The 18,022-nt window shown below is 72.1% G+C and carries 13 protein-coding genes; 7 read left to right on the top strand and 6 right to left on the bottom strand.

The features are described 5' to 3' along the window. Positions 1 to 416 precede the first annotated feature (416 nt). Positions 417 to 926, bottom strand: coding sequence for a DUF4396 domain-containing protein (locus ACFWIW_RS03480; protein WP_240595067.1), 510 nt, complete (start codon positions 924 to 926; stop codon positions 417 to 419). Continuing rightward, a complete protein-coding gene (locus ACFWIW_RS03485; protein WP_378366920.1) occupies positions 916 to 1,473 on the bottom strand; it encodes a carboxymuconolactone decarboxylase family protein in 558 nt (185 codons plus the stop codon). The genes ACFWIW_RS03480 and ACFWIW_RS03485 overlap by 11 nt, the downstream gene beginning before the upstream one ends. A gap of 246 nt (positions 1,474 to 1,719) precedes the next feature. Here ACFWIW_RS03485 and ACFWIW_RS03490 point away from each other — a divergent pair, with 246 nt between their 5' ends. Then, positions 1,720 to 3,144: an MFS transporter gene (locus ACFWIW_RS03490; protein ID WP_378366921.1), complete on the top strand. Its 1,425-nt coding sequence runs from the start codon at positions 1,720 to 1,722 to the stop codon at positions 3,142 to 3,144. A 92-nt stretch (positions 3,145 to 3,236) separates the two neighbouring features. On the opposite strand, the gene ACFWIW_RS03495 is transcribed toward ACFWIW_RS03490, so the two are convergent. Continuing rightward, the gene (locus ACFWIW_RS03495; RefSeq protein ID WP_378366922.1) at positions 3,237 to 4,016 is read right to left on the bottom strand and encodes an FHA domain-containing protein; all 780 of its coding nucleotides are present in this window, start codon (positions 4,014 to 4,016) and stop codon (positions 3,237 to 3,239) included. Then, positions 4,013 to 5,767, bottom strand: coding sequence for a serine/threonine-protein kinase (locus tag ACFWIW_RS03500; protein WP_378366923.1), 1,755 nt, complete (start codon positions 5,765 to 5,767; stop codon positions 4,013 to 4,015). Before ACFWIW_RS03500 ends, ACFWIW_RS03495 begins: the two co-directional genes overlap by 4 nt. 135 nt (positions 5,768 to 5,902) lie before the next feature. Between ACFWIW_RS03500 and ACFWIW_RS03505 the strand changes: the two genes are divergently transcribed. The 5 genes from ACFWIW_RS03505 to ACFWIW_RS03525 are packed head-to-tail and all read left to right on the top strand — an operon-like array spanning position 5,903 to position 13,409. Further along, complete coding sequence (locus ACFWIW_RS03505; protein WP_378366924.1) at positions 5,903 to 7,990, top strand: fibronectin type III domain-containing protein; 2,088 nt, start codon at positions 5,903 to 5,905, stop codon at positions 7,988 to 7,990. A gap of 4 nt (positions 7,991 to 7,994) precedes the next feature. Beyond that, a complete protein-coding gene (locus ACFWIW_RS03510) occupies positions 7,995 to 8,957 on the top strand; it encodes an AAA family ATPase (RefSeq protein ID WP_378366925.1) in 963 nt (320 codons plus the stop codon). After that, on the top strand, positions 8,957 to 10,084 hold the full coding sequence (locus ACFWIW_RS03515; RefSeq protein ID WP_378366926.1) for a DUF58 domain-containing protein: 1,128 nt from the start codon (positions 8,957 to 8,959) through the stop codon (positions 10,082 to 10,084). The genes ACFWIW_RS03510 and ACFWIW_RS03515 overlap by 1 nt, the downstream gene beginning before the upstream one ends. Positions 10,085 to 10,107: 23 nt before the next feature. Further along, complete coding sequence (locus ACFWIW_RS03520; protein ID WP_378366927.1) at positions 10,108 to 12,162, top strand: transglutaminaseTgpA domain-containing protein; 2,055 nt, start codon at positions 10,108 to 10,110, stop codon at positions 12,160 to 12,162. Continuing rightward, a complete protein-coding gene (locus ACFWIW_RS03525) occupies positions 12,159 to 13,409 on the top strand; it encodes a protein kinase (RefSeq protein ID WP_378366928.1) in 1,251 nt (416 codons plus the stop codon). The genes ACFWIW_RS03520 and ACFWIW_RS03525 overlap by 4 nt, the downstream gene beginning before the upstream one ends. Positions 13,410 to 13,413: 4 nt before the next feature. On the opposite strand, the gene ACFWIW_RS03530 is transcribed toward ACFWIW_RS03525, so the two are convergent. Together ACFWIW_RS03530 and ACFWIW_RS03535 are read right to left on the bottom strand one after the other, a co-directional pair. After that, positions 13,414 to 13,782, bottom strand: coding sequence for a YciI family protein (locus ACFWIW_RS03530; RefSeq protein WP_378366929.1), 369 nt, complete (start codon positions 13,780 to 13,782; stop codon positions 13,414 to 13,416). Positions 13,783 to 13,842: 60 nt separating this feature from the next. Continuing rightward, entirely contained in the window at positions 13,843 to 16,581 is a 2,739-nt protein-coding gene (locus tag ACFWIW_RS03535) for an AAA family ATPase (RefSeq protein WP_378366930.1), read from the bottom strand. Between the two features lie 265 nt (positions 16,582 to 16,846). Here ACFWIW_RS03535 and ACFWIW_RS03540 point away from each other — a divergent pair, with 265 nt between their 5' ends. Next, positions 16,847 to 17,908, top strand: coding sequence for a family 43 glycosylhydrolase (locus tag ACFWIW_RS03540; RefSeq protein ID WP_378366931.1), 1,062 nt, complete (start codon positions 16,847 to 16,849; stop codon positions 17,906 to 17,908). The last annotated feature ends 114 nt before the right edge of the window (positions 17,909 to 18,022 follow it).

The raw sequence follows: 18,022 nt of genomic DNA on the forward strand, positions 1-18,022 counted from the left end.
GCGGGGTGGGTCCGCGATGCACCCCGGTGTCCGCGGCGCGCGCGTCGCGAAAGCCACTTTCGCGACGTCTGATGTCCCGAAAGTGGCTTTCGCGACATGGCGGACCGCCTGGACCGGACCGGGAGTCACGCGTGACCTACGGGACGGCACACGTGATCAGACGGACGTCGCACGTGACTGGACGGACGGCGCACGTGATCAGACGGACGACACGCGTGACTGGATGGACGGCACGCGCCCGCGGCCGGCTCGCCGCGAGTCGTCCGCCTGGACACGCGTGTCGTCCATCTGATCACGTGTGTCGTCCATCCAGTCACACGAAGCCGCCGGTCGTGCGGCGGGACGAAGGTCGCGACGGCACAAAGCCGCCCCCGGTGCGAAAGCACCAGAGGCGGCCCTTGTTCGTCGCGGATCTTTCAGTGGTGGTAGGCGTGCACGACCGCGTGTCCGGCGCCGCGGCCGATGAGCCACTTGTTGACCGGCGTGGTGAGCAGGAACGCGACGAAGAGCGCGAAGGCGAGCGCGCCCCAGAACAGGAAGCTGCCGAGGCCTGCCTCCATCGCACCGGGGACGACGAGCATCACCCCGTTGTCGATGATCTCCATGACGATGATCGAGACGGTGTCGGCGGCGAGGGCGACCTTGAGGGCCTGCTTGAAGCCGACACCCGCGCGCAGGACGCCGCGCATCGTCAGCGCGTAGCCGAAGACGAACGCCAGCGCGACGGCGAGCACGATGGTGGCGAGGTTGCCCCAGCCCAGCGCGGTGCCGATCACCATGCCGAGCACTTCGCCGATGGCGCAGCCGGTGAGGCAGTGCAGGGTGGCGGACGCCGCCATACCCCAGGAGACCTTGCCCGGTCGGTGCTGCTCGTGGCCGCCGTGGTGCTGGTGTTCGTGGTGCGAGTGGTCGTGCTCAACCGACATGGTCGTGTTTCTCCTTTGTGGACTGCTCGGCAGGCGCGGGTTCGAGTCCTGCGACGAGATTGAACGAGCCGGTGAGCAGGTTGAGCGACACCAGCCCCACCGTGTCGGCGATGAGCTGGTCGCTCCAGCCGTGTCGCCGCAATTCGGCGACGTCCTCGTCGCCGATCGAAGCCGGTTCGGCGAGGACCCGCACGGCATACGCGATCAGCGCGGCCTCGCGCCGATCGGTGGAGGTGCCCTGCCGGGCCAGCGCGATGTTGTTGTCGCTGAGCCCGGCGGACCGCGCGGCCTGTGTGTGCGCCTGCAGGCACAGCGCGCAACCGATCCACTCCTGCAGGGCGAGTGAGATCTTTTCGCTGAGTGCCCGGGGGAGCTTGACCCGCTTCATGGCTCGCGAGAAGTCGAGGTAGCCCTGAAGGAGCGCGGGGGAGTTGGCCATCGCGGAGACCATCGGGCCCGCCGAGCCGCGCCGTTGGACGATGTCGCCGAGCAGCTCGGCGGACTTCGCCGGCGCGTCGGCCGGATCAAGCGACTGAAGACGCTGCATGGCTCCTCCTCGTCCTGTCGGTCGCAGGAACCATATACCTGTAGGGGGTACCTGTCCAGTGCTGGTGAGTCCTCGGTGTTCTACGCGACGAATCCTCGTCAGGCAACGGATTTGCCGTAGAGGTGGCGACTGTGACGATCGCTACACTAATACCCCATAGGGGTACTTGTGCGATGGCGTCGATGGGCCTAACTTCAACTCCGCAATACCCCCTAGGGGTAATGGAATCCTGAAAGGACGGTCGTCATGGCGGAGACAACCCCGGACCCACGACGGTGGTGGGCGCTGGGACTCATCGCGTTGGCCCAGTTCATGGTCATCATGGACACTTCGATCATCGGCGTCGCTCTACCGGCGATGCAGCAGGACCTCGGGTTCTCCCCGGGTGACCTGTCGTGGGTGTTCAACGCCTACGTCATCGCGCTGGCCGGGCTGCTCCTGCTCGGCGGACGCCTCTCGGACCTGTTCGGCGCGCGGAGGATGTTCACCGCCGGCTGGGTCGTCACGCTCGGCGGTTCCGTGGTCGCCGCGGTCGCGGGCACCGCATGGGTCGAACTGCTCGGCCGGGTCTTGCAGGGTGCGGGCGCGGCGTTGATCGCGCCGTCCGCGCTGACCCTGCTGATGATGCTGTTCGGCTCACGGCCGCGTGAGCTGACCAAGGCGCTCGCGTTGTACGGCGCGGCCGCTCCCGCCGGTGGCACGGCCGGGGTGTTCCTCGGCGGCGTGATCACCGAATGGCTGTCGTGGCCGTGGATCTTCTGGCTCTACGTCCCGATCTCGCTGATCGCGATCGTGGCGACCGGCAAGCTGATGCCGTCCGCCCCGGCCCGGCGTGGCTCGGTCGATCTCGCCGGTGCGGTCGCGGCGACCGCGGGCCTCGGCCTGACGGTGTTCGGTGTCGTGCGGGCGCCGGAAGCGGGCTGGGACTCGGCAGGCACCTGGGGTGCGCTGATCGGCGGCATCGCCCTGCTCGCGGTGTTCGTGGCCATCCAGCGGAAGCGCGAGGTTCCCTTGGTGCGGCTGGGGATCTTCCGGACGCCGAACCTCGGCGGCGCGAACCTGGCGCAGTTCCTGCTCGGCGCGGCGTGGATCCCGATGTGGTACTTCCTCAACCTGTACCTGCAGCAGGTGCTGGGCTACGGGGCGTTCGCCAGTGGTGCGGCGCTGCTGCCGATGACGGTGCTGATCGTCGTGCTGATGGTCGCGGTCGCGCCCCGGCTGATCGGCCGGTTCGGGCCGAAGAAGATGATCATCGGCGGGTTGTGGGCGCTCGCCGCGGGGCTGGTGTGGCTGTCGCTGGTCAGCCCGACGGGCAACTTCGTCGTCGACGTCCTGCCCGCCTCGCTGGTCGCGGCCCTGGGTCAGGCGCTGGCGTTCATCCCGTCGCTGGGAACGGCGATCTCCAGTGCGAAACCGGAGGAAGGCGGACTCGCGTCCGGGATCGTGAACACCTCGTACCAGATCGGCTCGGCGCTCGGGCTCGCCGCGATGACCGCGGTCGCCGTGTCGGCCGGTGCTGGCCGGATCGGTGACCCGGTCGCGCTGACCGGCGGCTACTCGGCCGCGTTCCTCGGCGCCGCCGGGATCGCCATCGCGGGTGGCTTCCTGGCCATGGCGACCCTGCGCACTCCCAGTGAGGTCAGCGGAGGTGAACCGGCGGTCCGGCGATGACCGGCTGTATCCCCGTGTGGAGGGCGAGACCGATCCCCCGGTCCGCCCTCCACACGGCGTTCCGGTGTCCGAAATGGACGGACGAATCGCCGTCAAGACCGCCGATCGCGCGGTTCCAGCAAGGCGAGATCCGGCGGCACCAGGGTCGCGGACTGCAGCAGCTCGCCGATCAGGTGGACGTTCAGCGCGTTGCCCACGGGCTCGCCGACCTCCTCCTTGGTGAGGCCGGGCACTCCGGCATCGACGAGCCGCTGGCGGACCCCGGTCACGATGTGCTCGGCCTTCTTGGGTGCCCAGTTCCCGTCCGGGTCCACTTTGGCCAGTTGCTCGGCGACGCGGCGCCAGCTCAGGGGCTGCGGGTAGGCCTCCTGGCGGAGGAATCGTTGCGCCAGCGCGACCAGGACGGTGCGCTCGGCGGTGTTCAGCCGCCAGACGCGCGGCGGTTCGGTGACCTCGGTGCCGAGGGACACCGGCGCAGGCGAATCGGTTCCCGCGACGAAGATCTCCAGCAGGTGTTCACGTCCGCTGGAGCCGCGGATGAAAAGCGCGGTGTAGCCGTCGGATAGCGGTGCCGGTTCGTCGCCGTCGAAGACGAGGCGGGAACCGGGGAGCCGAAGCGGGAGCTTGCCCTCGTTGCGTACGCACCAGGCGCCGCCTTCGTGGACGAGTGTCCCTTGATGGCGGCTGATCTGCCGGTCGTCCTCGCCGAAGGGGACGTGCACGTCGTCCCGGTTGCGGCCGAACAAGAGCTGCCGTCCGTCTTTCGGGGGCATCGACGACCGGCCGGACACGGTCGAGGCGAAGATCGTCCCCGGCTCGGCGGGCGGGACACCGTGGGCGAGGCTGGGATGGCAGCGGTCGAACGTGGTCATGGCAACCTCCTCGCCACTTCGCCCGCCAAGGTCTTGGCCGGGCCGCAGAGCCGTTCCGATGGCGGGTCGCCGTTCACGACGATCAGGACGGATTCCAGCATCGGGATGTTGTCGATGTCGGTGTACGGGCGATAGGCGATCGCCGAGCGGCATGTTCCCGGCCCGTAGTCGTCGGCGGCCGTCCGGATCTCCCGGCCCGCCTCGGTGCTGTACGCGCCGTCCTCGTCGTCGAGGGGATGTCCCCGGTCGAAGATCACCCGGACCCGGCCCGCGGGGCCCTCGAAGTTGCAGCTCCACCGGCCGAAGAACGGCTGCGGCGGGCCGGGAACCTCGGGTGCCTTGGGATCGAGCAGGGCGCACGCGTCCACTTCGGCGAGCGAGCGTGCGGGGAATTTCCCCTTCCGGAGCGGGGTTCCGTCGCGGGACAACGCCTTCGTCGCCGAATCGGTGGCGATGTCGGCGACCGCGCACAGGTCGACCGGGGCGCCGGGATCGTCGCTCGCGGTGACCGAGACGAGGTATCCCTCGGGAACGAGGATCAGCCGGGCGCATTTGTCGTCCTGGAGATGGCCGCCGACGACGTCGAAGGCCCCGACGCGTTTCAGCTCGCCGTCCGGCGGGCTCCCGGGGTGGTTCTTCAGCTCCACCTTGACGTCGGTGAAGTTCCCGTCGCCGCGGTGGAGGAGCACGTCGCACCGGTTGAAGTTGCCGTAATCGGGCTCGAGCTCGGTACGTCCGTACGAGCGGAGCGCGGCGGTGTCGGTCAACCGGCAGGGATCGAGGGCGCGGGCGTCGAAGGGCGCGGGCGTCGCCGGAGCCGTCGGCGTGCTCGCCGAGAGCGTGCCGACCGCGATGGCCGCGATACCCGCCGCCGCGCCGATCGGGCGCCGGAACCGGTGGGCCACCCGCCGTCTCGCGGGTCTCACCTCGGCGGTGCCGCCCGAGGCCGCCGCCAGGGCCGCGCCCGCTTCGGCGGCCGACGGGCGGAGTGCCGGGTCCGGGTCCAGCATCCGCGCGAGCGGATCGGCCAGTGCGTCCGCGGCGCGGGGCAGCGGGATGTCGCCGTCCGCGGCACGCCGGACCCGCGCCAGCGGCGTCTCGCCGGCGAACATCGGCGAACCCTCGAGGGCGGCGTAGAGCGTCGCGCCGAGAGAGAACACGTCCGAGGCTTCGGTGGGCGGGTCACCGCGCGCGACCTCGGGAGCGAGATAGCCGGGGGTGCCCGCGTACAGCGCCGCGTCGGTCAAGGTCTCGTCCGCGGCGACGGACCGGGAGATGCCGAAATCGGTCAGTTTCACCCGCCCGTCCTCGCCGATCAGGACGTTGCCCGGTTTGAGGTCGCGATGGAGGATCTTCCGCTCGTGGACGGCGGCGAGCGCAGACGCCAGCTGGACCCCGATCTCCGCGACCTTCGCTTCGGGCAGTGCGCGTTCGCTCAGGACGGCGGCGAGGGTCCGCGAAGGGACGTACTCCTGGATCAGCCACAGCTCGTCGTCATCGCTGACGACTTCGTGGTAGACGACCACATGCGGATGGTCGACCGAAGCGGCCAAGCGTGCCTCGCGGCGCAGCTTGCGGCCGGCTCCGGAGGCGCTCATCTTCGCCTGTTTGGCCGCGACCGTCCGCCCCGTCCGTTCGTCGATCGCCCGCCAGACCACGCCCTCCCCACCGGCTCCGACGCGCTCGGCCAGCCGGTAGCGATCCGCGATCCGGCGGCCCGCCGGTTCACGGTCTCGGCGTGAGAACGTCATGTCGGACCATCCGTGGTCGTGAGCCGGAGAAGTACCCGTACGGGCACCGAGCGTAGCGTGGCCGGTCCCCGTCCCAGTAGGCGATGGGCTTTCGTCTCGGGAACCCTCCCGAATCACTCGGCTACGGTCCGTGCCGTGAAAAAGGGCACTCGGGGGAGCACGGCTTGGCGGGCCCGGCTGCCGGTCGTGACGATCGTCGTGGTTTCGGTGGCGGTTCTGACGACCGCGGTCACCGGCGCGGCGAAACCGCCGCCGGGGATACAAGAGATCCCCGGCGGCCACTGGGTCTACAACTCCCTGCTGCAGGCGGCTTTCCATATCGACGGCGGCACGGCGGGGATCGACGCGCAGGTCGCGGTGCCCGGTGATCCGGGAAGCCAGGTAGTGCAGGGGGACACCAGCGGCTACGTCGTCGGCGGCACCCGGATCACCCCGTTCGGCAAATCGGACCTGACCGCCGGGCCGCCTGGGGTGCCACCTTCGGGCGAGGTCCCGGTCGCCGTGGAGACCGCGGGCGGCCCGTACCTGGTGTACCGGCAGGCAGGCCGGATCATCCGGCTCGGTGATCCGCCCGCGCCGATCTCCGCCGGGGGACCGGTCGGCGACCCGGTCGCCACCGCGGAGGGGACGCTGTGGCTGCCGCGTATCGCGTCGGGTCTGCTGTGCAGGCTGGACCGCGGCGCCGACAACGTGTCGTCCTGCCCGGTCGCGTTGCCCGGCGGGCACTTCGGCGCGCTGACGTTGGTGGGGGACAAGCTGTATTTCGTCGACACCTCCGACGGCGTCGTACGCGCCGTCGAATCGGCCGGGCTCGGCGTTCCGGTGCCGATGGGCCTCGGCGCGGGCGCCGACCTCCGGACGGCGGCCAACGACGTCGCCGGTCGTGTTGCCGTGCTCGACCCGGCACGGAGCCTGCTGCATCTGGTCGATCCCGCTCCCGCGCCGCGGCGGCCGATCACGGTGCCCCTCCCGCCCGGTCAGTACGACGCGCCGGTCGCGGCCGGCTCGGTGGTCGTCGTGGTCAACCGCACCTCGGGCCGGTTGTTCACCTACGACGCCGACGGCAGGCAGACGGACGACAAGCCGCTCCCGCCCGACGGCGGCACGGCACGGGTCGTCCGCGGCGAGGATTCGCATATCTACGTCGACGGCGGCCAAGGCGCGCACGTCCTCGTCGTCGCCAAGGACGGCAAGGTCACCGACGTTCCCGTGGTCCCGCCCGCGGAGAAGAAGGATCAACCGGCCGCGGCACAGCCCGCGCCGGGACAGGGGCCCGTGGCTCCGCCCGCCGATCGGCGTGGTGAGGACGGGCGTCCCGGCCAGGACACCGGCACCGATCGGCCCGGCCCCGCGAAGCCGAATCCTCCGCCGCCTCCGGTCACCCCGCCCGCCGTCCCGGCCAGCCCACCGGGCGCGCCGCCCGGGGTATCGGCGACCGGTGAGGCGGGCGCGGTCACGGTCGCGTGGTCGGCCGCTCCCGCGAACCGGGCCGAAGTGACGTCGTACCGGATCAGCTGGGCGGGTGGTTCCCGGACGGTGGACGGCGGCACCCGCCGGATCAGGATCACGGGGCTGGCGAACGGGACCCGCTACACGTTCACCGTCGTCGCGATCAACAAGGCCGGCACCGGGCCGGGCGCTTCGGCGTCGGCGACCCCGGCGGCGGCCGCGGCCGCACCGGCGCTGACCGTGAGCAACCGCGGCGGCACCGCGGCCCTTTCCTGGACGCGGCCGGACCTCGGCGGCGGGGAACTGGTGCACTATCTCGTCACCGGAACCGGTTTCGCGCAGCAGACGGTCACGGGCACTTCCGCGAGCTATCCCGGGCTGACCGCCGGGAATTCCTACACCTTCACCGTTCGCGCGGTGACCAGGACGCCCGACGGGCAGACGCGCCAAGGGCAGACGGCCAGCCGGACGATCACCGTCCCCGCGCCGACGATCACCATCAGCCGCGGCCGGGACACCTCCAGCGAGAACTGCCACGAGCCGGACTGTGCCGAGGTCAACGTGACGATGAAGGGTTTCGCGCCGAACACGCGGTACGCGATCCGGCTCAGCTCGTCGAGCAACACCAACGTGCGGACCGAATCGACCACGACCGGCGCCGACGGTTCGGCGACCTACAACGAACTCAACTACGACGTGCCCGGCCAGACCATCTGGGTCAGCGTCGAGACCCCGGACGGCCGGATCACCTCCAACAGGATCAGGTGGACCTAGCTCGATGACTCCCTTTCCCCCGCCCGGCGCGGTCTACGAACGCATCGCCGAGAACGTACGCAGTGTGTTGCGCGGCAAGGAAAAGCTCGTCCGGCACGCGGTCACCGCGTTGTTCGCCGAAGGGCACCTGCTCGTGGAGGACGTTCCCGGTGTCGGCAAGACGACCCTGGCCCGCTGCCTGGCCAGGAGCGTCGGCGGATCGTGGAACCGCATCCAGTTCACCCCCGATCTGCTGCCCGGCGACATCACCGGTGTCCCCGTCTACCACCAGCGGGAAGAACGCTTCGAGTTCCATCCCGGCGGGGTGTTCGCGAATATCGTGGTCGCGGACGAGATCAACCGCGGCACCCCGAAAACGCAGTCGGCCCTGCTCGAGGTGATGGCCGAGCGGACCGTCACCGTCGACGCCGTCCGGCACGAGGTGCCACGGCCGTTCCTGGTCGTCGCGACCCAGAACCCGATCGAGATGGCCGGGACCTACCGGCTGCCCGAGGCCCAGCTGGACCGGTTCCTGATGCGGCTGGACGTCGGCTACCCGGACCTCGCCTCGGAGGTCAAGGTGATCATGGGCGACTGCGCGGGCGTCGGCCCGGACGAACTGGCCCCGGTGGTGGACATCGAGACGGTGCGCCGGGCGATCGGGCAGGTCCGTGCGGTCCACGTCGAACCCGCGCTCTGCGAGTACGCCGCCCGGCTCGCGGCCGCGACCCGTGAGCACGTCGCCCTGCGCTACGGGGCGAGCCCGCGGGGCAGTATCGCGCTGATCCGCGCCGGGCAGGCCTATGCCGCGACCGACGGCCGGACGTTCGTCACCGTCGACGACGTCAAGGAGATCGCGCAGGCCGTGCTCGCGCACCGGCTGATCCTCACCGCCGACGCCGAGCTGAACGGCCGCGACCCCGGCGATGTGGTGGACGAGGTACTCGACGCGACGCCCGCCCCGGTGAGCGTGGGGCCGCGGGCCTGATGATCCGGCTGACCAGACGCGGTGCCGTCGTGCTCGCCGCGACCGTGGGGCTGTTCGTCCTCGGCCACTGGGCCGGTTATCCGTTCTTCCTCGCGATCGCGGGCGCCGGGGCGGGCGCGCTGATCGCGGCGATCGTCGCGACCGGACGGCGTCCCCGCGTCGTGGTGTCCCGCCAGGTCTACCCGGACCGGGTGGAGCGCGGCAGGCCCGCGGCCGCCACGCTTCGGGTGCGCAATCCGGCCAGGCGGCGGCGCGGCGCCTTCACCGCGGGCGACCGGGTCGGTGCCGCGACGCGGACGGTCGCCATCCGCGCGCTGGGCCCCAACGCGGAGACCGCGCACAACTACGAACTGCCCACCGAGCGGCGTGGACGGCACCAGGTCGGCCCGCTCGTCCTCGAACGGGCCGACCCGTTCGGGCTCGGGTACCGGCGGCTGACCACGGGCGAGACCGCGACGCTGTGGGTCCATCCGCGCGTGCACGTGATGTCCCCGCCGGGCGGCGGGCGGCCGCGGCACCATCACGAGGGGGCGGTCGCCGACGACCGGCTGCGCGGTTCCGAAGACCTGCGTGAAGTCCGGGAATACGTGCACGGCGACGAAATCAGGCATCTGCACTGGAAGGCGACGGCGAGGACCGGCAGCCTGATGGTGCGCGACTACGTCGATCCCCATCAGCCCAGATTCACCGTGCTGCTGGATTCCCGGTTGCGCGGGCCCCGGCTGGAAGACGCGGTGGACGCGGCCGCGTCGCTGGCCGGTTCGGCGGCGCGCGCGGACCGGCCGACGCGGCTGGTCTCCTCGGGCGGTCTCGACGTGGACACCGGGGGAGGGCCGCGGGCGGTACGGCCGCTGCTGGACGCCTTGTGCGTGCTCGAACCGTCGTCCGGCCCGGCACTGGTCCCGGAGGGGCTGGGCCGCTCCGGGGTCGGCGGGCTGGCCGTGGTGACCGCCGGCGGCACTCCGGCCGACCGGGCCGCGGTGGCCGCCTTGCGTGACCGGTACTCGCCGTTGATCGTCTTCGTGCTCGGCGACGCCGAGACGTTCGAAGGTATCCCCGGTGCGGTGGTGCTTTCGGTCTCCGACGCCGCCGACGCGGCCCGACGATGGAACGCGCTCGGCTTATGAATCCACAATGGACACAACGGCTCGTGGCCGCCCTGCTGCTGCTGGCCACGGGACTTCCCGGCCTGCTCTTCGCGCCGGTGTTCGGCATGGGCTCGCTGGTGCTCCCGCTCGTCACGGTCCTTCTGGTCTGCTTCGCCGTCGTCGAGGTCTGCCTGCGGGTGGCCGCGCTGCGTCCGTGGCGGCCGGTCCTGATGCTCGTCCTGGGGCTGCTCGCGCTGGGAGAACTCGAATTCGGGCCGGGTCTCCCGGACGCGGCGATGCTGCGGGGCCTGCTCGACGGCGTCACCCGGTCCTGGCAGCTGACACTCCAGTCGACCTGGCCCGCGCGGGCGGACGCGGAGCTGTTCCTGTTCGTCCCGCTCGCGGTGCTGTTCGCCGCGGTGCTCGCCGTCGAACTTTCGCGCCTGCCCGCGGTGGCGCTGCTGCCAGGGCTGGCCGTCGCCGGGTTGAGCCAGGCTTACGTGGCGCTGTCCGGGCCGGTGGCCACCGCCGCCGGGCTGGCCTACGCCGTCGTCGCCGGCACGTTGCTCGCCGTGACCCGGCGGCGGGAGAGCAGGCTCGTCCTCCTGCTGCCCGCCGTGGTGCTCGCGGTGGCGGTCTCGGCCGGGGTCACCGCCGTCGATCAGGGGGTCCGGCCGTCGCTGGCGCTCGAACACGACGCCGCCCCGGTGCCGCCGTTGCGGGTGGACAACCCGCTCGACGAGGTCGCCGACCGGCTGACCCGCCCGGGCGAACCGGTGTTCCGCTACACCGGGACGGCCGGGATCGACCGGTGGCGGATCGCCGTCCTCACCGAGTTCGACGGGGCCGGCTGGCGGGCGAACGGCGACTATCTGCGGCTCGGCTCGACGCTCGGCACGGCCACCCGGCACGCGCGGATCACGGTCCCGGCCGGTGGCGGCCCCTGGCTGCCCAGCCAGCCGCTCCTGGCCACGGTCACCGGGGCCGACCCGCTGGTCGACCCCGCGACCGGCACGCTCCTGCTGCCGGGACGGCGGGGACCGGTGGAGTACGAGCTCGGCTGGCGTGAACCGGCGGTGGCCGCGGATACGTTGCTGGACGCGGGAATCGACGCGTCGGCGGTGTCGGGCGGGGTCGGGCAGGTGCCGCCCGGCGTCGCCGAACTGGCGCGGACCGCCACCGGTGGGCTGCGTCCGTCGTTCCGGGCCGCGCTGGTACTGGAGCGGTATCTCGCCGAGCACTACCGGCAGGCGACCGGTCCGGTACTGCCCACCGGGAGCGGCTGGGCGCAGCTGAGCGGTTTCCTGTTCACCACTCGCGCGGGGACCAGCGAGCAGTTCGCCACGGCCTATGTGGCGCTGGCGAGGCTGACCGGTATCCCCGCCCGTGTCGCGGTCGGATTCCGTGCCCCGCCCGGCGGTCCCGGCCCGGTGACAGTCCACAATGGAGACTCCTTCGCCTGGCCGGAGGTGGCCGTCGCCGGGGTCGGCTGGGTTCCGCTCGATCCGGCCGGCGGCGCGTCCCGAGGCAAGGCGGCGACGGCCGGAGTGCTGGCGGCGGCCACCGCCCAGGCGCGTGACGATCTCCCGCCGTCGCAGCGATTGCGCGATCCGGAAGTGCCCTCGGACGGCGATCCCACGACCGGGCCGTCCGAACCCGATACGCCGTGGGTCACGACTTTGCTCGGCTGGCTCGGGATCGGTGTCGTCTCGGTGTTCGTCCTCGTCGTGGTGGCGATACCGGGGCGTCGAGCCGTCCGGACCGCGCGACGGCGCCGCCGCACCGGTTCGGCGGCGGTCGTCGCGGCCTGGCTGGAGGCGAGGGACGTCCTGCGCGCGCACGACATCGTCGTGTCCCGCGGTGCCACGGCCCGCGAGCTCGCCGGCCGCCTGCCGTCCACAGTGGACAGATCGGTCGCGGAAGGGCTGGAATGGCTCGCTCGTCTGGTGGACCTCACGCTGTGGTCCCCCTACGGCGCCGACGACCGGACGGCCGCGCAGGCATGGTCGGCGGTCCGGGCGATCCGGAAAGGATTCACGGCGGCCTCGTTCCGGACCCGGCTCCGGGCCGCGTTCGACCTGGGCAGCCTGCGGGAACCGGGACTCGTGACCGAATGACCGGAACCGGCTTCGGCGTCCCCCTCGGCATCGGGCCGATCGCGACCGTCCATCCCGCGATCCACGCGGGCGTCCCGGTCGCGATCAAGGTCTTCCCGGCCCGGCTCGACCGGGCGACCTTGGCGGCGGTGGAACGCGATCGCGAACGGTTGCGGGCGGTGGCTTCCGCGTTGCCGGTCGACGGCGTCGACCAGCTGCCCGACGGGCGGCACGCGCTCCGGATGGAACGGTGCACGCGTTCCCTCGCCGCGCTGCTGGGCCAGGTGGGCAGCCTTTCCACGGACGACGCCGTCGTACTCGGCCATACCGTCGCGACCTGTCTCGCCGCCGCGCACGCCGCCGGTGTCGTGCACGGCGGTGTCCACCCCGAAAACGTGCTGTTCCGCGCGAACGGCCAACCCGTGCTCGCCGATTTCGGGGTCGCCCTGCGGCAGGCGTTCCCGCGCGATCCGACGCGGTCGCTCGAATACCTGGCGCCGGAGACCCTGCGCACCGAGACCTTCGACGAGCGGACCGATCTGTACGGCCTTGGCCTGGTGCTGTACCTGGCGCTGACCGGCGATCACCCGCAGCCCGGCAGGCTCGGGGAACCGATGGGCGAGCGGCTGCTGAGGCTGCTGCGCACCCCGGTGCCGCCGATCGACCGGCCCGGGGTGCCGGTCATCCTGTCGGCCATGGTGAGCAGGCTGCTCGCCCCGGATCCGGCGCACCGCCCGCCGGACGCCGCGTGGGTCGCCGACCGGCTCGCCGAGATGTATCCCCGGCAGGCGGAACCGGCCGTCCCGCCGCCGTCGAACGCGCGCGAAGAGGCCGCCCCGCCAGAGCCCCGGCGCCGGGCCAGGGTGGGCCGTGGCGTCGTGTTCGGCGCGGCGGCGACGGTGGCCGTCCTCGGTGCGGTGACCGCGGTACTGCTCGGTGACCGGCGGCCGGACGTCGTCCCCACGACACCCGCCGCCACACCGGAGCCGGAGCCGGTGGCGGACCTCGGACTGGAGCTCGCCGAGCCCGCCGACCGGGGGAACCAGGTCATGCTGGCTTGGACGAGCGGTTCGGACATCGTCGACTACGCGGTGGTCGTCGCCCCCGAGAACGAGCCCAACCGGACCGTGCTGGCCGGGCGGGCGCACGCGATCACCATTCCGGTCGATCCCGTGCGCCGCTACTGCTTCGAGGTGCGGGCGACCGACGGCCGGGTCGTCCACACGAGCCCGCCCAAGCCGATCCGGGGAGCCGTTTGCGGCCCCTGACGCCTCACGCGCCGGGTTCCTCCTGGAGGGCGCGGACCTCGACCCTGCTCCGCAACGCGCGCGAGGCCTGTTTGGTCCATTCGATCGCGACGTCGTCGTTTTCGGCCTCGATGATCCAGAAGCCGCCCAGATACTCCTTGGCCTCGACGAACGGGCCAGGGGTGAGCACGGGGGTGTCACCGGAGTAGTCCACCGTGGTCGCGGTCGACGGCGGCTGCAGACCGCCCGCGGTGACGAACGCGCCCGCCTCCTCGAGTGCGGTGTTGAACGCGCCGACCTCGGCCATGAGCTCCTGCAGCTCGGCGGGGTCGATGTTCTCCATCGTCGGCTCCTCGGCGGAGTCGTGCGGGAGGCTCAGGAAGTACTTCGTCATGGTCGTCTCCTCGTCGTCGGTGATGACGGAAACGCTATGCGGGAGACCCCGGTCGTCGAATCAGTCATCGTGACCGGTATCCGGCGACCGGACGAGGCCCGCCAGCCCGGCGCGACCGGTCACGCCGAGTTTCGGATACGCCTTGTACAGGTGGTGGCCGACGGTTCGCGGGCTGAGGAAGAGCTGCGCGGCGATCTCCTTGTTCGTCTGACCGGTGGCGGCCAGCCGGACGACCTGCAGCTCCTGCGGGGTCAACAGGGTGAGCGGGCCGCTGCGCCGGGGTTCGTCGCCCCGCTCGCCGAAAGCGGCCAGCTCGCCGCGCGCACGCTCGGCCCAGAGCTCCGCACCCAGCCCCTCGAACGCGGACACCGCCGCCGCGAGATGGGCGCGGGCCTCGGTGCGGCGGCGCTGACGGCGCAGCCACTCGCCGTAGACCAGCTGGGTACGGGCACGCTCGTAAGGACCGCCGTGCCGCTCCTGGATCCGCAGCGCCTCGATGTACAGCGCGTCGGCGTCGTCGGCCAGCAAAGCCCGGCAGCGCAGGAGGAGCCCGGTGGCGACCGGGCGGTCGACGTGCTCGGCCCAATGCCGGAAGGCCGCCAGTGGTTCGCCGGCGCGACCCGGCTCGCCGCTACGCACGGCGGCCTCCACCAGATCCGGTACCGCCCGGACCAGGAGGTCGCGGCTCGCGGGTCCCCGGCACACCTTTTCCAGCCGGTCGAGCGCTTCCCCGAACCGCCGGGCGGAAAGGTCGAGCATGCCGAGACCCCAGTCCGCGATCTCGGCGTTGACCCGGTGCCGGGCCCTGGCGGGCGGGAGCACCTCCTCGGCGAGCACCCGGCAGCTTTTCTCGTCACCCGAGACGGCGTGCAGCCACACCTCCACCGACCGGTGGGCCAGGCGCTCGGTCGTGTTCCCGAGTTCGGCGGCCACGGACGCGCCTTCCGCCACGCACGCGCGGGCGTCCGCGAACTCGCCGCGGAACAGCCGCGCCACGGCGAGCACGTTCAGCGTGTACGGGACCCAGCCCAACGCCCCGGTCGCCCGCACCTTGGCCAGCATGTCCTCGGTGCCGGAGACGACGCCGTCGTCGTCCGCGATCATGAGCCCGCCGAACCCGGCCGTGACGCGATGCATCAGGTCGTTCCCGCCGCCGCTCGTGGTGGTGTAGAGCTCACGCAACGGACCGACGGCCGCCTCCGGGCGTCCGGCGAAGAGCTCCGCCCAGCCGAAAAGGGCGGTGACGACCGGTGCCCAGTGCTCCGGCGGCGTGAATCCGCGCATGAGATCCGCCGCGCGGTGCAGCAGGTCGTGCGCCGCTCCGTGCCGGGCGGCGTGCACGGCCTCGAAGAAGTTGAGCGCGGCGCGCTCCGGGTCGAGGTCGCGCACCAGCTCCGCGGCCCCGATCGCCAGCTCCGCGTCGGCCCGCGGGGAGGTGCGTTCGTACTCCACGGCGCCACGCGTGTAGATGGCGTCGGCCCGGATGCCGGGCTCGGTGGTGAGCGAGAGCGCTTCGGCCGCCAGCCGGGCGGCGCGGTCGGCCTTGCCGGCGTCGAACGCGGCCTGGCTGGCCCGCGCGATACGCCGGGCCTTCAGTTCACGGTCGGCGCTGAGCCGGCCGGCGCGGTCGTAGGCGGCGGACACCGCCATCGCGCCACCCCGGTGCCAGGCCCGCTCCGCCGCGCGTTCGAGTTCGGCGGCCACCGTCTCGTCGGGGGCGGTGGTGGCGGCGGCGAGGTGCCACGCCCGTCGATCCGCGTCGGCGGCAGGCGCGCCGGCGTACGCGCGATGCACCTCGATCCGCCGGTGCAGCGGCGCGTCCTGGTAGGCGGCGGCCCGGACCAGCGGGTGGCGGAACGTGATCCGGCTGTCGATCCGGAGCAGCCGTTCGCGTTCGGCCGGCGCGAGGTCGCCGGGGGCGCCACCGAGGGCCTCGATCACGTGCAGGATCGTCGCGAGCGGCGCCGCCGTGTCCGCCGCCGCGGCCAGAAGCGCGCGTCGGGTAGGTTCGGGAAGCTCGGCGATCTGGCGGCGGAACGCCTCCTGCACGCGGCGGGTCACCGGCAGCGGGCCGACCTGCTCGGCCGGGTCGGACTCGTCGGCGTCGCGGGCCGCGAGCCGCGACGACCCGAGCTCGATGATCGCCAGCGGATTACCGCCGGACTCCGCGAGCACCCGGTCGCGCACCGGTTCGACGAGGTCCGGCGCGTGGTCGTGCAGCAGCCGGGCGGCGTCGGGCGCGGCGAGGCCGGACAGATCCACGACCTCGACGCCGGCGATTTCGAACGGCGCCGACATCTCGCGCACCGCGAACAGCATCGCGATCGGGTCGGCCACGAAGCGGCGGGCCGCGAACAACAGCGCTTCCACGGAACCCTGGTCGAGCCATTGGAGGTCGTCGACCACGCACAGCAGCGGGGCGTCCTCGGCCAGATCGGACAGCAACGACAGGGTGCCGGCGGAGATCAGGAACCGGTTGGCCTCGTCCCCCTCGGCCAGGCCGAAAGCGCACCGCAGCGCCGTGGCCTGTGGAGCGGGCAGGGCGTCCAACCGGGCCAGATGCGGGAACAGGAGCTGGTGCAGACCGCCGTACGCCAGCTCGGAATCGGACTCGACCCCCGCCGCGCGGACCACCCGCATGCCCCCGGCTTCGGCGATCGACACCGCGTGGTCGACAAGGACCGATTTCCCGATACCCGCCGCGCCCCGCAACGCCAGCGCACCGCTTCGCGCGTCTCGCGCGTCCGTCAGCAGGCGCCCAACCCGCGCCAGCTCGACGTCCCTTCCCACCAGCGACATGCGGCCACCCTAGAGGGACCGCGCGTCCGGGATCCGGCCATTCGGCCACGGTGGATCGAACGGCTCCGCCGGATGGGCCGTACGGGGGTATCGACCGGCAGTTTCCGCGCTTTCGGTCGCCTCGGCGACCCGGCTCACCTAGTTTTCCGACTGGCGTGCTTGTCCGTCCACAAGTAACCGGGGAAGTCGACCGTGGGTGGCCGGGCACTCCTCCTGAACGACCTCACTCTCCTTGCCCAGTAAGGGATTCAGCATGCGCAAGTGGATGACCAGATTACTCGTGGCCGGCGTGCTCGCGACGACCGCCACGACCGCCGTGGTGGCGGCCGGAACGACGGCCGCGGCCGACGACGTCTCGGCCGCGGCCGCCGAGTCGACGTTCCCGCTCGCCGACCCGGACACCGTCCTGGCGAAGGACGGCAGATACGTCACGTACGGCACCACGGTCGGCGACGGTGTCGGCGCCCGGTGCGGCGCGACCGGCAAACTGTTCGTGCCGGTACTCGTGCACGGCTCCGGCGACACCGTCGGGGTGGGCACCTGCGCGTCGGCCGACGCGCTGCCCAACGGGCCGGGCAGCTGGGCGGAGGGCAACGTCTGGGCGCCCGGCGTCGTCCGCTTCGGCGACACCTACTTCATGTACTACACCGCGTCCAAGCGGGGAAGCGGCCAGAAATGCCTCGGCCGCGCCGTCTCGGGCAGTGCGCGAGGCCCGTTCACGAACCCCGTCGAGTGGGCCTGCCCGGGCAACGGCCGCTGGGCCATCGACGCGAACCCGTTCGTCGCCGGCAGCTCCATGTACGTCGCCTACCGGGACGACGCGATCACCTCGTACCCCGAGACCGGCATCTCGATCGTGCGCACCCAGTCCAACGGCATGGCGGACTGGGACACCCGCCGGGACGCGTTGAAGAGCACCGACATCGGCTGGGAGACCATCCGGATGAGCGGTGGCACGCACGTGATCGAGAACCCGTCGATGTTCAAGTCCGCCGACGGTTACTGGTACCTGGCCTACTCCGGTAACAACTGGGACAGCGTCCGGTACGCGACCGGCATCGCCAGGTGCGGCACCGGCCCGATCCCGTCGACGCGCTGCACCCCTCGGCAGAACGGGGCCGAGCGGCCGTACTTCGGGTACACCGGCACCGGCGGCCTCAACCCCTACCGCGGGCTGCCCGGCAACCACCCCGGCCCGGGCGGGATGGACTTCTTCCAGGCGGCCAACGGCCAGTACCACGCGGTCTACCACTGGTGGAACGGCAGCCGCCGGTTCCCGATCGTGGCGAAGGTCCTCCGCAACGACGGCGGCTTCTACCTCAGCTGAGGCGCCACACCCGGTTCGTGGTGAACGGGGCGGTGACCGGGGACCCGGCGGGGACCCCCACGGCGCGGCCGGGGTTGGCCGGTGCGGGGGGCGGGAGGGGGGGGCGGCGGGCGC

It is taken from the genome of Amycolatopsis sp. NPDC058340, from assembly GCF_042723975.1.
Lineage (GTDB): Bacteria > Actinomycetota > Actinomycetes > Mycobacteriales > Pseudonocardiaceae > Amycolatopsis.